The sequence below is a fragment of the Ruegeria atlantica genome, assembly GCF_013032455.1.
Classification (GTDB): Bacteria; Pseudomonadota; Alphaproteobacteria; order Rhodobacterales; family Rhodobacteraceae; genus Ruegeria; species Ruegeria atlantica_B.
Map to the genome: position 1 here is coordinate 128,672 of NZ_WQCF01000007.1, position 14,429 is coordinate 143,100.

Consider the following 14,429-nt stretch of genomic DNA (forward strand, 5'->3'; position numbering starts at 1 on the left):
GCCTCACTCTCCACCTTCGTCCAGGGTCGGCCCGCCGGTATCGGTCACAAGGCCCACATTGGAAAACCCACCCGCATTCAACGCACCCATGACCTGCATCACCTGCGCATAAGGAATTGCACCATCGGCTCGCAGGAACACACGGTCACTGCTGCGTTCTGATGCGATGGCTCGCAGTTTTCCAATCAACTCTTCGCGCTGAACGTCCGTAGTCTGAATCTGGACAAGCCCATCTGCAGTCAGCGTAACGGTCAAAGGCTCTTCGTTATCACCGGGCAGCGCACTGGCGGCTGTCTTGGGCAGGTCCACCGGCACACCGACTGTCAGCAACGGCGCCGCCACCATGAAAATGATCAGTAGCACCAACATGACATCCACAAACGGGGTCACGTTAATCTCAGCCATCGGCTGAGCACGCCCACGACGTCGCCCGCGTCTACGTCCGTTTCCGTTCGAGGATTGCTGAACCGCCGCGCCCATATCAGCTATCCAACTGCCGTGACAGGATGGTGGCAAATTCGTCGGCAAATGCTTCGTAGCCACCAACGATCCGGTCACTGTCCGCGCTAAGCTTGTTGTAGAAAATCACGGCCGGGATCGCGGCCAGCAGGCCCAGACCCGTGGCCAACAGTGCCTCGGCAATACCCGGTGCAACAACAGCCAGATTAGTATTCTGTTGCTCGGCAATCTCGATGAAAGCATTCATGATGCCCCAAACGGTGCCAAACAGGCCGATAAAGGGTGCGGTCGAACCTACCGTAGCCAGAATGGGCAGACCCTTCTGCAACGTCTCGGCTTCTTTGGCGATGGCCACATCCATCGAGCGATCAATCCGCGCCGTCGCACCTGCGATCAATCCGCCATCGGTGCGGTGTGAGCGGCGCCATTCGATCATACCCGCCGCAAAAATCTTCTCCGAACTGCCATCAGGCTGCGTTCCGATCTGCTCGAACAACTCATCCAAAGGGTTGCCAGACCAGAAACTTTCATCAAATACCTGCGCCTCACTTCGTGCAGCGCGGTAGTTGATCAGCTTTTGAATGATAATCGCCCAGGACCATATCGATGCGCCGACCAGCATCAGCATCACCAGTTTGACGATAAATGTCGCGCGGGCATACAGCCCCCACATGGAGAAATCGATCTCCTGCGCCAGCGCCAGCGTTTCAGCTTCCATGAACCTGCTCTTTGTTATTGCCTGACAGCCATTTGGCCTTGTTTTGCCAAACGCTAACGCAGTTGGTGATGAAATGCCAACAGAACCACCCTGGCTGAGCGATTTGTTACATCAATGCGCGAATCTCTGCCGGAAGCCGGATCGGTTTGCCGTCTTTGTTGATACATACGGCGGTCACGGTGGCGCGGAAAACCTCGGTCTCACCCCGCCGGACAAGCTGCAACATGGTCAGGCGCACACCCGAAATCGAGACCATCTCGGTTTCAACAATCAACTCATCATCGAATTTGGCAGGCGACAGGTAATCCGCTTCAATCCGGCGCACAACCCAGACGATCCCCTGCTCGCGCATCGCGTTCTGATCATTGCCGATATTGCGCACCCAGTCCGATCGCGCCCGTTCGATAAAGCGCAGGTAGTTGGCGTGATAAACCACACCGCCCATATCGGTGTCTTCGTAATAGACGCGAATGGGAAAGACATGCTTCATTGCGGCTGCTCCAGACGGGCAAACAAGCGCAACGCATGAGACGAATCCTGCGCCACCCCCGGCAGAACCGGGTCATAGGCGGCGCGGATCAGCCCGGCAATGTCAGGGCGCAGAATTGTCGTCTCAGCGGCCACGGCCAGCGGCGATTGCGTGCGAAAGGCCGCGTCGGACCACAGCAGGATAGTCTGCACCACCTGCCCCAGCGCCAATGTTTCAGCGGGAATTTTTGACAGCTCTTTATCCATCTTAAGAAATACGAAAGCCGCGCGGATGGCTCCGTCCTCCTCGAATCGGAAAATGCGATATTGATTGGCCCCGCCTTTTTCCAGACGTTCGACCAACGGAGCCAGATCGGGGATCAGCCGGTCGAGGTCGGGAACCTCCAGCAGCTCTTGCCAGTCCCGAAAGAAAAACACCATGCAGTTTGCACCCAGTTCTGGGTCCGTCTCGGCCATCTTGTGCCCGGCCAGAGCCACAACCGCCTCGAACGCGCCTTTGACAGTGGCCAGAGTTTCATCCTCAACGCCAAAGACGATGGGAACGATGGGCCGCCCCCAGCGCGCAAACAGAAACTCTCCGCTTTCCCGCGTAAAAAGTGCTTCGATTTCGTTCGGAGTCACGCGCAGCCCTTCATCTTTTCCAAAATACTCTTGCCGAAGGCATAGATTTTCTGTCGCGCCGCTTCAACCGAACAGATCGTTTTGCCCCCGAGGTGCGGCCATTCCCAAGTGCGCCCACGCCTTCTGGGCCAGCATACGTCCGCGCGGGGTGCGCTGGATCAAACCTTGCTGCAACAGATAAGGCTCAATCACCTCTTCCAACGAGTCGCGGCTTTCCGACAGGGCCGCCGACAGGGTCTCGATCCCCACCGGCCCGCCAGCATAGTTTTCGGCAATCAACTTCAGATATCGCCGATCCGCGCCGTCCAGCCCCAGGTTGTCCACGCCCAGCCGGGTCAGCGCGCCATCAGCCAGTTCACGGGTGATCCGCCCGTCGCCTTCAACAATGGCAAAATCCACCACCCGGCGCAGCAACCGCCCCGCGATCCGAGGCGTCCCGCGAGAACGGCGCGCGATCTCTCGCGCGCCCTCGTCATCAGCCGGTGCGCCCAGCTTGCGCGCGTTGCGGGTGACGATTTCATGCAGCTCATCTACCGTGTAGAACTGCAGCCGTGTAGGAATACCAAACCGGTCACGCAACGGAGTCGTCAACAGCCCCATCCGGGTGGTCGCGCCCACCAGCGTAAAGGGCTGCAGTTCGATCCGAACAGTACGTGCGGCTGGGCCTTCGCCAATCACCAAATCCAGTTCGAAATCTTCCATCGCCGGGTAAAGCACCTCTTCAACTGCCGGGTTCAGACGGTGAATTTCGTCGATGAACAGAACATCGCGCGATTCCAGATTTGTCAGGATCGCCGCCAGATCACCTGCTTTGGCCAACACCGGGCCAGAGGTCATGCGGAAATTCACCCCCAACTCACGCGCCATGATCTGCGCCAACGTGGTCTTACCCAAACCCGGAGGGCCGTGGAACAGCGTGTGGTCCATCGCCTCGCCCCGCTGGCGGGCGGATTGGATAAAAATACGCAGGTTCGCGCGGGCCTCGGCCTGACCGATGAATTCGTCCAGCCCCTGCGGGCGCAGGGCGCGATCATTGTCCTCGGGCATCGGCTCGGGGCGTAGGGTGGGGTCGGCGTCTACCATTCATTCACCCCTTCGGAGCAAGCAATTTCAAAGCGGCACGGATCAGTTCGGCCTCGCCCGCGTCAGGCATGTTGGCTGCTGCTTCGGCCACGGCCGAGGCCGCCTCGGACGGGCCATAGCCCAGATTGCCAAGCGCCGACAATGCGCCAGCCGACGCAGCTGCCGCGCCGGATGCCGGTTTAACCGCCCGCGTGGGCGCTGGTATCGGCTGAGCCAGTTCCACGACCTCAAGCTCAGGGCCGTCCATCGCCTCGGTCACGGTGCCGCCCATGGCCATCACGCCCGGTGCCTTGTCCTTGAGGTCCAGCACAATGCGCTGAGCCGTCTTCGGCCCAACTCCCTTGGCCGCCTTGACCGCACCCCAATCGCCCAGAGCAATGGCCCTGCTGACCCCATCCGGCCCCAGCGCAGATAGAATAGCCAGCGAAACTTTGGCCCCAACCCCCTGAACCGAGCACAATAGGCGATGCCATTCCTTCTCGACCAACGACAGGAAACCATAGAGCTGCATAAGGTCCTCACGGACGACCATGTCGGTATAGATAGAGACCGCCTCGCCCACACCGGGCAGCGCCGCCATCGTCCGGTCCGAGCAATAGACGATGTAACCCACGCCGCGTACGTCGATCAGCACGTGATCCGCCGCGCGATAATCCAGCCGCCCTGTCAGCTTACCAATCATGCCCGCACCTCTTTCATCCGCGCCTGTGGCGCTGCGCCGTAATACGAGTGGCAGATGGCAATAGCCAGCGCATCCGCCGCATCGGCCCCTTTGGGCTGGCAACCCGGTAATTGCAGCTTGACCATGTGCAGGACCTGCTCTTTCTCGGCGTGGCCTACGCCCACCACAGTTTTTTTAACCCGGTTGGGCGCATACTCCCCCACCGGCAACCCGGCCTGTGCAAGTGTCAGCAGCGCCACGCCCCTCGCCTGACCCAGCTTCAATGTCCCCGCCCCATCCTTGTTGACAAACGTCTGTTCGATGGCGGCCTGATCAGGCTGATGTTCGGCAATGACCTCGACGATCTGGTTATGCAACGACAACAACCGCTCACCAAGATCGTCCCCGTCTGACTTGCACAACCCGTTGGCAACGTGGCTCAAACGGCTGCCATGCGATTCGATGACGCCCCATCCCAGGGTTCTAAGCCCCGGATCAATGCCCAAAATACGCATGTTGTGCCTCGGCCTGCTCGGGTTTTTGTGTTCTTTTTACGGATTAGCACGAAGCGTGAACATTTTCCAAGCGAATTGACCCGGAGCCCAAAAACGACACTCCTAGCCCAGAGGCGACATCTTGGCCTGATTACGACAGTGAAAAGCCTGAATTCGACACGTTTCCTGAACGCCAGATTGCCAGTAAATTAAGGGATTTTAATGAAAATAAAGCATTGCAAGAATTGCATAGGAAACATGCAATTTCGGCACTTGCGCCGCCAAATCGACATCACTAGATGCCGCTCAGATCAAACGATCGAAACGGTAATTTTAACCAGAAGGAAACAGGATATGGCTGCACTGGACACCACCCGCATCACCACTGGCTCGTTCGGCCTCGTTGGCCGTATCGGCGCAACTTTCACATCGGTCGCAAATGCGGCTATCGAATGGAGCGACGCCCGCGCGACCCGCAACGCTCTGAACAGCCTGTCGGATCGCGAGCTGGAAGACATCGGCCTGTGCCGTGGCGATATTGACGCCGTGGCAGAAGGCCGCCGGTAAGAATCAACCACCACTCACTCGCCCCCATTCCCCTTGGGGAAAAAAGAACGCCGCACATCTAATGTGCGGCATTTCTTCTTTAAACTTTATGAAACTAGTGGAAATATCCATTTATCTGAGTTGCAACATACTCTGACAAAGGATCGATCTGCATCACCCAGGCACCAGCCTTTTCCACTGCTGTGCCCTCTGCGAGGCTATCAACGCGATACTGGTAAGCGGAAGCCCCAAGGCTGCTCAGCAGAAAAGTTTTGAACGCAAACAGCCCGGCAAGGCCAATTAGAAGCATCTTTGCCGGAATCGCAGACCTAACCCGCTGCGGTCTCATTACGACAAGGCCATCCTTGCGCATCGTCGCGCGATAGCCCCGGCTGAGCTTTGCGTGTTTCTTAGTCAGGCGATGAACGCGTTGATCAAATTCCAGCTGTTTTCCCGTCATGGCAGCCTCCAAAACCGCCCCCGTAACCACATTTCGACATTAGTTGCAGATTGCGACAAAAAAGAGGCAAGAATCCACGAAACTCCTGCAAATGGCCTGATTTTAGCCCTGTTTACTTAATACTAGTGTCGTCCATTCACCAATCTCATCCCTTTTGGTCAGATTGAACCCATTGTGTAAATAAACTGAAATCACATCTTCGGCTTGTTCATTGAGGATTCCCGACAGAATTGCGTATCCTCCGGCGCGCAGATTCGCTCCGATTTCAGGGGACAATGCGACCAGCGGGCCTTTTAGGATATTTGCAAAAATCAGATCGTAGGGAGCGTGTGATTTTAGATCGGGGTGATCAAAACCGGCGGCTTCGACGCAGCGAACCTGGCCTGCCATATCATTGGCCTTCAGGTTGGCCTCAGCCACATCTACTGCCACCTGATCAATATCGCTGGCGATGATGTCACCGTCCCAGACCCGCGCGGCGGCCATCGCCAGAACCGCGGTACCACAGCCGATATCAGCCACTTTGGTCGCCTCGAAGCCATCGCTTAAAAGATAGTCCAGCGCCTTGAGGCAACCCAGCGTGGTACCGTGATGACCTGTCCCAAAGGCCATCGCGGCTTCGATCAGCAGCGGAATGCGGCCCTCGGGCAGCTTGTCGGCGTCGTGGCTGCCATACACAAAGAAACGCCCTGCCTCTACCGGGGCAAGCTCTCGCCGCACATGCGCGACCCAGTCGGTTTCGGGCAGTTCCGAAACGACAAACGGCTTCGCCTCGAACGCAGCGGCTAGAACAGCCAGTGCGGTTTCGTCGGGTGCTTCGGTGAAATAACCGCCGACCTCCCACAGGCCCGAGCCGTCCTCGACCTCGAACACGCCAACGCCTGTGGGTTCCGGGTCAAGTCGTTCCATCGCTTCGCCCAGACCTTCGGCGGCTTTCTTGCCGGTCAGAGTGGTAAGCGCGGTAAATGTGGGCATGGGGGTCTCCGTGTATCAGTTGATACAGCGCCTAGGGCGCAGGCCCGCCAAGGTCAAGCTCTGGTGCTTATTCGGCCGGTGCCTGGGCGTATTTGGCCAGGATCGTCTCGTTGCCGGGTTCAGGGTGGCGCGGGATCAGCATCGAAAGCGCCAACGAGACCAGAGCCATTGCAGCCGCCAGGCCAAACACCGCGCCGGGAGACACCACCCACAACAGGCCCAGAAGCGCGGGCAGGAACACCGCCGCAATATGGTTGATCGTGAATGCGACTGCTGCCGTAGGAGCGATATCTGCCGGGTCGGCGATCTTCTGGAAGTAAGTCTTCAGAGCCAGCGCCAGTGCAAACAGCACGTGGTCGATCACATAAAGGATTGCAGCTAGCAGAACGCCCCAACCGAACCAGTAAATTCCGCCATAGGCCGCGAACACGATCGCCAGCCCGGTGTATTCAAAAATCAGCGTGCGGCGCTCGCCAAATTTACCGACGGCTTTGCCCAGCAAGGGGGCCGCAGCCATATTGATCATCAGGTTGATCAGGTAGAGGCTGGTCAGCTCGTGCACTTCAAAGCCGAACTTTTCGACCATCATAAAGCCCGCGAAAACGACAAATATCTGTCGCCGCGCACCTGCCATGAATTGCAACGCATAATAGAGCCAATAGCGTTTACGCAGGATCAGTTTTTTGGTCTGCGGCGTGGGCGCGTCGAATTGTGGGTATGCGAACAGGCAGAACATTGCCAGCAGGGCCGTCACCCCGCCTGCAGCCATGAAAACGAAGTTATAGGACAGATCAAACCGGTCCCAGGTCAGAACGATCAGGCCATAGACCACCGCCGTGGCCGCCGAACCCATGGCCACCAGCCAGCCCAGCACTTGCGGTGCGCGGTCCTTGGGCAACCATTGCAGCTGCAACGACTGGTTCACCGTTTCGTAATAGTGAAAGCCAATCGAGCTAAACAATGTCACGAATAGCAAACCGCCCAAGCTTGGGAACCACGCGGTCACCGCCGTCGCCAGGCCCAGCATCATCAGCGAGATCATCGCCAGCACCTGCTCGCGGATAAAGATGATCACCGCAATCACGCCGATGGCCAGAAAGCCCGGAATCTCACGCACAGTATGCAGCAGCCCGATATCGGCGCCGTCGAAATTCGCCACCTCGATAACGAAGTTATTCAACAGCGCGCTCCACGCGTTGAAGGCGATGGGCATCGTCAGCGCCATCACGAACAAGAGCGTGATGGGACGGCGCCAGAACGGCAGGCTCTGCGCCTCGGAAAGCGGCATGGGTTTCAGCATGGGACTCCCTCTACGCCTATTTTCGCGGTTTGGCGAGGGCCAAGGACGCCGTGCACATTAACCCTGCGCTGACGCAGAGTTAGTAAAAGTTTTGCGGGTCGATATCGACGGTCAGGCGGATATCCCCTTTCAGGCGCAGCGGAGCGATCCAGCGGGCGATAGCGTCCTGAATGGGTGCGCCCTTGGGGGCCTTGACCAGCAGGCGCACACGATGACGCCCCCGGATACGGGCAATCGGCGCAGGGGCCGGTCCGAAAACCTGTGCGCCGATATCACGCAGCGGTACATCGTTTCGGGCCATGGCATTGCCGATGTCGAAAACCGGACCAACCTCTGGCCCAGACAGAACGATCCCCGCCATACGACCATAGGGCGGCACCCCAGCGACTTGCCGTCCGGCGGCCTCGGCTTTCCAGAAGCCTTCTTCGTCACCCGACAGAATGGCGCGGATCACGGGATGCTCAGGCTGGAACGTCTGCAACAGCGCCTGACCGGGCTTGTCCGCCCGCCCGGCACGCCCCGCAACCTGCCGCATCAATTGGAACGTCCGTTCGGCGGCACGCAGGTCGGCACCATGCAGGCTTAGATCGGCGTCAATTACTCCCACCAAAGTCAACTTGGGAAAGTTATGTCCTTTGGCAACCAGCTGAGTTCCAATGACGATATCCGCATCACCCTCAGCAATCTCTTCGATCTTGGCCTTTAAGGCGCGCGCCGAGCCGAATAGATCGGAACTTAACATCGCTATTTTAGCCTCGGGGAAAGTCGCTTCGGCCTCTTCCGCCAGCCGTTCAATACCCGGCCCGACCGGAGCCAGCTTGCCCTCAACCTTGCAAGAAGGGCAGGCCTCGGGCATCGGTTTGGTTTCACCGCATTGGTGACACATCAGGCGTTTCAGAAACCGGTGTTCGACCATCCGCGCGTCGCAATAGTCACAGGCGATCTGCTCGCCACAGGCTCGGCACAAGGTCACCGGCGCATAGCCGCGGCGGTTGATGAACAGCAATGACTGTTCATCCTTTTCAATCCGCTGATGCACCGCTTGGCGCAGCGACGGAGATATCCACGTCCCCGGCTGCATCTGCTCGGCCCGCATATCTATGGGCTTCATCTCGGGCAGCACCGCAGCGCCAAACCGAGCCGTCAGGTCAAGCCGGTCATACTTGCCCGCCTCTGCATTGGCCCAGCTCTCCAATGATGGCGTGGCACTGGCTAGAATCACCCGTGCCCCGCAAATGGCCGCGCGCAGCACCGCCATGTCACGGGCACTATAATGAACGCCGTCTTCTTGTTTATAGGACGTGTCGTGTTCTTCATCGACAACAACCAGACCAAGATCGCGGAACGGTAGGAACAGCGCCGACCGGGCACCCACAACCAGTTGCGCATCCCCCTGTCCGACCATGCGCCAGACCCGGCGGCGTTCGGTCATTGTGGCCCCCGAATGCCACTCGGCCGGGCGTGCACCGAACCGCGCCTCAACCCGCGTCAGGAATTCGGCGGTCAGGGCAATCTCAGGCAAAAGGACCAGAGCCTGCCGCCCCATCCGTAGCGCTTCGGCCACCGCTTCCAGGTAAACTTCGGTCTTGCCCGATCCGGTCACGCCTTTCAGCAGCGTGGTTCCATAGTCGCCGGTGCGCTGTCCGGCCTGCAATCTGGCAACCGCAGCCGCTTGATCCTCGGTCAGTTTTTTACCCGGCAGGTCCGGGTCCAGATACGGATAGGGCAGATCGCGCGGACTGTCCTCTTCCCGCACCGCACCCTGTTTCACCAGCCCTTTCACGACAGAAGACGTCACACCCGCCTGTTCTGCCAGCTCCTTCAGTGTAAACGCCAGCCCGCCATAATCCCGCAAAACCTCAAGAACACGGGTTCGCGCGTCGGTCATCCGATCCGGCTCGCCACTTCCTAGACGGTATATCTTACGCATCGACGGCGGGTCACCCAGCCCCGGTGCGCGTGTCGCCAGCCGCAGCATCGCGGGCATAGGCGTCAGCGTGTAATCCGCCACGCGACCCAGAAACACTCGCATCTCCTCGCGCATCGGCGAGACCTCAAGCACCCGGATCACGGATCGCGCCTTGGCCAGATCGAAACCGCCCTGCCCCGCCCCCCAAACCACGCCCAACACCTTACGCGGGCCTAGTGGCACCTCGACAAACGCACCTAGAAAGCACCCACCCTCAGGCGCTTTGTAATCCAGCGTCCGGTCCAGAGGCTGTGTGGTCAGAACCGCCACCAGCTCACCTTGGTCGAAATACTCCTGAGCGCTCAACGCATATCCTCTGCAGGGGGTTTCAGCATGGGTCTCTTTGAGGTAAAGGCATCCGCGACCAAGGCCAACCCATCAAAGGACTGCCCTCATGAAATTCTTCGTAGATACAGCCGAGATCGAAGCCATTGCCGAACTGAACGATCTGGGCATGGTGGACGGCGTAACCACCAACCCTTCGCTGATCCTGAAATCAGGCCGCGATATTCTGGAAGTGACCAAGGAAATCTGTGACCTCGTCGATGGACCGGTATCCGCCGAAGTGGTTGCCACCAAAGCCGAAGACATGATCGCCGAAGGCCGCAAGCTGGCCAAGATTGCACCCAATATCGCGGTCAAAGTACCGCTGACCTGGGATGGCTTGAAAACCTGCAAAACGCTCAGCGACGAAGGCCAGATGGTCAACGTGACCCTGTGCTTCTCGACCAATCAGGCGATTCTCGCCGCCAAGGCGGGTGCGACTTTCATTTCACCCTTCATCGGTCGCCTGGACGACATCAACCTCGACGGTATGGACCTGATCGCGGATATCCGTCAGGTCTATGACAATTATGGGTTTGAAACCGAAATCCTCGCCGCTTCGATCCGCACCGTGAACCACGTCACCGACAGTGCCCGTATCGGGGCCGACGTGATCACCGCGCCGCCCGCCGTGATCAAGAAACTGGCTGATCACCCGCTGACTGACAAAGGCCTGGAAACTTTCCTGGCTGACTGGGCCAAGACCGGTCAGAAAATCCTGTAAATTTCGCGAACCCGCGCGGCGCCTTTGGGCGCCGCGCCTGGCCCAACTGCAAAACTGATCATCCGATCAGGATGTTTCAGGCGGGAGCCTTTCTGACACATCCCCAAACGAATTCTACTTTTGCCTGTATTTTTCCCAAGGCAAATCCGGCATGCCGTGTTATAAGCCGCTCAACAAAAAAAGACCGGACGGGACATGAGCAGCAACACTAAACTCAAGGATACTCTCCGCGCCGCGATTCTGGCTGAACCGGACGCCGTGCTGGACGACAAGGATCTAATGCAGGCGTTGGTTTCTGCAAACGAACAGGCACGCGGTGACAACGTCGTCGATCTGCGTGGCATCGCGATGCAACGGCTCGAGGCACGGCTGGATCGCCTCGAAGACACCCACCGCTCGGTTATTGCGGCAGCTTATGAAAATCTGGCAGGCACCAATCAGGTGCACCGTGCCATTCTGCGCCTGTTGGAACCCGTCGATTTCGAAGATTTTCTGAACACACTCGGCAATGAAGTGGCCGATATCCTCCGCGTCGATCACATTACGCTGGTTCTGGAAACAACGAACACGCAGGAAGACCCCGCCATCGAGAAGCTGGGCGGCGTTCTAACCGTGGTCGAACCCGGCGCAATCGACGCCTATCTCAGCCAGGACCGCGGCGGCCCCGCGCGCGAGGTCGTACTGCGCCAGATGCCAAACCCAAGCCCCCGGATATTTGGCGCTGCGGCTAGCCAATTCCGCTCTGAGGCGTGCCTGAGGCTTAATTTCGGTGAAGGCCGCCTGCCGGGCATGATTGTAATGGGGGCCAGGGACCCAAACCATTTTTCTCCACAACTTGGCACCGATCTGCTTTCTTTCTTTGCCGGCGTATTCGAACGCTCGATGCGCCACTGGCTATCGTGAGCCTGATTTCCCCGGCTTGTCGCGATGCGCTGCAGCATTGGCTGGACAGTTTGGGGGCTTTGGCGGGACGATCTGAGAATACTCAGACTGCCTATCGCGGAGATGTCACTGAATTCCTTTCTTTCATGACCCTGCATCATAGCGAACGGCAAGGACTGGCAGCACTGGCCCGGATCACCGTCTCTGACATGCGTGCCTGGATGGCCGAACAGCGCGCATCAGGTGTTGGCGCCCGGTCACTGGCGCGCAAACTCTCGGCTGTCAAAAGCTTTTATCGCTGGCTCTCTGAACGCGAAGATTTCGAACCAACCGCCGTCTTGTCGACCCGCGCGCCCAAATTCACCAAGAAACTCCCACGCCCATTAGCCGAAGACGCCGCCCGCGCCATGATTGAAACGGTCGAGCTGCAATCGACCAGCGATTGGGTTTCGGCCCGCGATGTGGCTGTTGTCACGCTGCTTTACGGCTGCGGCCTACGCATATCCGAGGCGCTATCCTTGACCGGTGCCGACGCGCCCTTACCCGGAACTTTGCGCATCCTTGGCAAGGGCGACAAAGAACGGATCGTCCCAGTCCTGCCAGCCGCCCGCGCAGCCGTGGATCGCTATCTTCAGCTCTGCCCTCACCCGCAGACCAAAGACAAGGCGCTATTCCGCGGCGTGCGCGGCGGTGCGTTGAACCCACGTGCTATTCAGGGCGTAATGGCCAAGGCGCGGATGCAGCTTGGTTTGCCCGCAACGGCCACACCACACGCTCTGCGCCACAGCTTTGCCACGCATCTTCTGTCTGCTGGCGGCGATTTGCGCGCGATTCAGGAACTGCTGGGGCATGCCTCACTGTCCACAACCCAGACCTATACGGCGGTGGACACAACGCGACTGATGGAAGTCTACAACCGCACACACCCCAAAGCGTGACCCCTCCCCTGTCGTAACGTTTGGTTTTTACCTCAATCCGGGTTTTGGTTTGCATCTGCTTGACGCATCGTCCATGACACCTGCATGACACTTAGATTCAAAGCACTTTCAGTCCATCTGTTCACAGCCACCGGAGCCGTCTTCGCTATGCTTGCCATGCTGGCAGCGGTCGAGGAAAAATGGAGCCTGATGTATCTGTGGCTGGTGGTCTCGTTCATTGTGGACGGCATCGACGGCCCGCTGGCGCGTCACTACCACGTGAAAAAGAACGCACCCGAGTTTGACGGGGTGCTGCTGGATCTGATCATCGACTATCTTACCTATGTGTTCATCCCGGCCTTTGCGCTCTTCAAATCCGGCTTGATGGACGGCTGGACAGGCTGGTTCGCGATCATTGTCATCACCTTTGCCAGCGCGATGTATTTCGCAGATACCCGAATGAAAACAAAAGATAATTCATTTTCCGGGTTTCCGGGCTGCTGGAATATGTTCGTGATCGTCGTCTTCGCGCTCGAACCCAGCTTTTGGGTTATTCTGCTGTTGGTGTCGCTGCTGTCGTTGGCGATGTTCCTGCCGCTGAAATTCATTCACCCCGTCCGGACCGAGCGTTGGCGCTCGATTTCGCTGCCAATGGCGCTGGCCTGGACTTTCTTTGCTGGCTGGGCTGCGTGGGTCGATTTCCATCCCGAAAGCTGGGCCCATTGGGGTCTGGTGATCACCAGCTTGTATCTGGTGTTCGCAGGGATTGCGCAGCAGGTGATCCCACAGCGCAAAAGCGCGGATTACAAGATTTCCTGAACCTCGAATTCAGTACCGTTATGGGTGAACATGTCGCCTTCCTGTAGGCCGACCATGGCCAGGTAGATCGGGCTTTGCGTTGAGATGCCCATATAGGTCTTGCCGTCCACCTCAAACCGCGTGGTCGAGACGCAGACGACAAACCGCCGATCATTGAACTTGACCACCGCGCCGGGCTGCACGGTGTCTGTGACACTGAAATCAGTGTTCTCGATCACGTCGATCTTGGCGTGATGCGCATGTACAGGGGCGTCAAATGCAGCCGCCAGATCAGCATTCTCGCGCGAGGCGGCTATGTCATCCTTGTCATGACCTTCCCGGTCATCCAGTTGAGAATCCTTCAGGAATGCGTCGTAATGTGCCTGCGCAGTCGCCAATTCCTGTTCTTCCAGTGACATCAGCCGGTCGATAATGGCCTTTTTGCGGGCAGCAGGGTCGATTTGAGCTGTCATGCAATGCGATCCTTTGAATTCTCTGTTTGATACAAGTTGGGCCTCAACCAGCGGGATTGCAACTGAAATTCTTCTCTCAGATCAGCAGGCCCGCTGCCCGTTCGTGCCGGAGCAGAGCAACTTTGGTCTCGATCCCGCCGTCACCGGAAAAGCCACCCAAGCCATTCGCCGCCAGTACCCGGTGGCAAGGGATGATCACAGGGATCGGGTTCGCCCCACAGGCTTGCCCCACTGGTTGAGGCGGCTGACCCAGCTCTTTTGCGATATCTCCATAAGTGCGGGTTTCGCCCAGCGGGATAGCAAACATCAGATCGCAGACCTGTCGTTGAAACTCGGACCCAGCAACATGATACGGCAGGTCGAACTGTTCCAGCTCGCCCTGATCATAGGCTCTTAACTGCGCGGCAGCCTCTTGCAGCAAGGATGTTTCTGGGCTGTCATCCCGACCGTTCCAGACAAGTCGCGTGATAGCCCCGTCGGTTTCTTCGACCCCAAGGCGGCCAAACTGGGTTTCAACGGCAATCATCGGCATAAGC

Annotated in this window: 18 protein-coding genes; 5 read left to right on the forward strand and 13 right to left on the reverse strand. The window is 58.3% G+C overall.

Annotated features, from left to right (window positions below):
* Positions 1 to 3 precede the first annotated feature (3 nt).
* From tolR to ruvC, 7 genes are all read right to left on the reverse strand, one after another.
* The gene (gene tolR / locus GOW93_RS13495; protein WP_170385063.1) at positions 4 to 480 is read right to left on the reverse strand and encodes a protein TolR; all 477 of its coding nucleotides are present in this window, start codon (positions 478 to 480) and stop codon (positions 4 to 6) included.
* A 1-nt stretch (position 481) separates the two neighbouring features.
* A complete protein-coding gene (gene tolQ, locus GOW93_RS13500) occupies positions 482 to 1,177 on the reverse strand; it encodes a protein TolQ (RefSeq protein ID WP_170385066.1) in 696 nt (231 codons plus the stop codon).
* 106 nt (positions 1,178 to 1,283) lie between these two features.
* On the reverse strand, positions 1,284 to 1,667 hold the full coding sequence (ybgC, locus tag GOW93_RS13505; protein WP_170385069.1) for a tol-pal system-associated acyl-CoA thioesterase: 384 nt from the start codon (positions 1,665 to 1,667) through the stop codon (positions 1,284 to 1,286).
* Complete coding sequence (locus GOW93_RS13510) at positions 1,664 to 2,287, reverse strand: hypothetical protein (protein ID WP_170385072.1); 624 nt, start codon at positions 2,285 to 2,287, stop codon at positions 1,664 to 1,666. Before GOW93_RS13510 ends, ybgC begins: the two co-directional genes overlap by 4 nt.
* Positions 2,288 to 2,350: 63 nt before the next feature.
* On the reverse strand, positions 2,351 to 3,370 hold the full coding sequence (gene ruvB, locus GOW93_RS13515) for a Holliday junction branch migration DNA helicase RuvB (protein WP_170385075.1): 1,020 nt from the start codon (positions 3,368 to 3,370) through the stop codon (positions 2,351 to 2,353).
* A gap of 4 nt (positions 3,371 to 3,374) precedes the next feature.
* Positions 3,375 to 4,052, reverse strand: coding sequence for a Holliday junction branch migration protein RuvA (gene ruvA, locus GOW93_RS13520; RefSeq protein ID WP_170385083.1), 678 nt, complete (start codon positions 4,050 to 4,052; stop codon positions 3,375 to 3,377).
* Complete coding sequence (gene ruvC / locus GOW93_RS13525; protein ID WP_170326920.1) at positions 4,049 to 4,546, reverse strand: crossover junction endodeoxyribonuclease RuvC; 498 nt, start codon at positions 4,544 to 4,546, stop codon at positions 4,049 to 4,051. The genes ruvA and ruvC overlap by 4 nt, the downstream gene beginning before the upstream one ends.
* A gap of 333 nt (positions 4,547 to 4,879) precedes the next feature.
* Between ruvC and GOW93_RS13530 the strand changes: the two genes are divergently transcribed.
* The gene (locus GOW93_RS13530) at positions 4,880 to 5,092 is read left to right on the forward strand and encodes a DUF1127 domain-containing protein (protein ID WP_170385086.1); all 213 of its coding nucleotides are present in this window, start codon (positions 4,880 to 4,882) and stop codon (positions 5,090 to 5,092) included.
* Between the two features lie 94 nt (positions 5,093 to 5,186).
* Here GOW93_RS13530 and GOW93_RS13535 read toward each other — a convergent pair whose 3' ends face one another.
* The 4 genes from GOW93_RS13535 to GOW93_RS13550 form a co-directional block, all read right to left on the reverse strand.
* The gene (locus tag GOW93_RS13535; protein ID WP_170385090.1) at positions 5,187 to 5,531 is read right to left on the reverse strand and encodes a hypothetical protein; all 345 of its coding nucleotides are present in this window, start codon (positions 5,529 to 5,531) and stop codon (positions 5,187 to 5,189) included.
* Between the two features lie 102 nt (positions 5,532 to 5,633).
* Positions 5,634 to 6,506: a 50S ribosomal protein L11 methyltransferase gene (locus GOW93_RS13540; protein WP_170385093.1), complete on the reverse strand. Its 873-nt coding sequence runs from the start codon at positions 6,504 to 6,506 to the stop codon at positions 5,634 to 5,636.
* Between the two features lie 67 nt (positions 6,507 to 6,573).
* Positions 6,574 to 7,806 (reverse strand): MFS transporter, encoded by a 1,233-nt coding sequence (locus tag GOW93_RS13545; RefSeq protein WP_170385096.1) that lies wholly within the window; start codon positions 7,804 to 7,806, stop codon positions 6,574 to 6,576.
* 79 nt (positions 7,807 to 7,885) lie between these two features.
* On the reverse strand, positions 7,886 to 10,081 hold the full coding sequence (locus tag GOW93_RS13550) for a primosomal protein N' (RefSeq protein ID WP_170385099.1): 2,196 nt from the start codon (positions 10,079 to 10,081) through the stop codon (positions 7,886 to 7,888).
* A gap of 88 nt (positions 10,082 to 10,169) precedes the next feature.
* Here GOW93_RS13550 and fsa point away from each other — a divergent pair, with 88 nt between their 5' ends.
* From fsa to GOW93_RS13570, 4 genes are all read left to right on the forward strand, one after another.
* Positions 10,170 to 10,823, forward strand: a complete 654-nt coding sequence (fsa, locus tag GOW93_RS13555) for a fructose-6-phosphate aldolase (protein ID WP_170385102.1) — start codon at positions 10,170 to 10,172, stop codon at positions 10,821 to 10,823.
* A gap of 195 nt (positions 10,824 to 11,018) precedes the next feature.
* The gene (locus GOW93_RS13560; protein WP_170385106.1) at positions 11,019 to 11,726 is read left to right on the forward strand and encodes a DUF484 family protein; all 708 of its coding nucleotides are present in this window, start codon (positions 11,019 to 11,021) and stop codon (positions 11,724 to 11,726) included.
* Complete coding sequence (locus GOW93_RS13565; RefSeq protein WP_170385109.1) at positions 11,723 to 12,643, forward strand: tyrosine recombinase XerC; 921 nt, start codon at positions 11,723 to 11,725, stop codon at positions 12,641 to 12,643. The genes GOW93_RS13560 and GOW93_RS13565 overlap by 4 nt, the downstream gene beginning before the upstream one ends.
* 84 nt (positions 12,644 to 12,727) lie before the next feature.
* Positions 12,728 to 13,441: a CDP-alcohol phosphatidyltransferase family protein gene (locus GOW93_RS13570; RefSeq protein WP_170385112.1), complete on the forward strand. Its 714-nt coding sequence runs from the start codon at positions 12,728 to 12,730 to the stop codon at positions 13,439 to 13,441.
* Here GOW93_RS13570 and GOW93_RS13575 read toward each other — a convergent pair.
* Positions 13,426 to 13,893: a hypothetical protein gene (locus GOW93_RS13575; protein WP_170385115.1), complete on the reverse strand. Its 468-nt coding sequence runs from the start codon at positions 13,891 to 13,893 to the stop codon at positions 13,426 to 13,428. The genes GOW93_RS13570 and GOW93_RS13575 overlap by 16 nt on opposite strands.
* Before the next feature lie 76 nt (positions 13,894 to 13,969).
* Entirely contained in the window at positions 13,970 to 14,425 is a 456-nt protein-coding gene (locus GOW93_RS13580; protein ID WP_170385118.1) for a methylated-DNA--[protein]-cysteine S-methyltransferase, read from the reverse strand.
* Positions 14,426 to 14,429 lie beyond the last annotated feature (4 nt).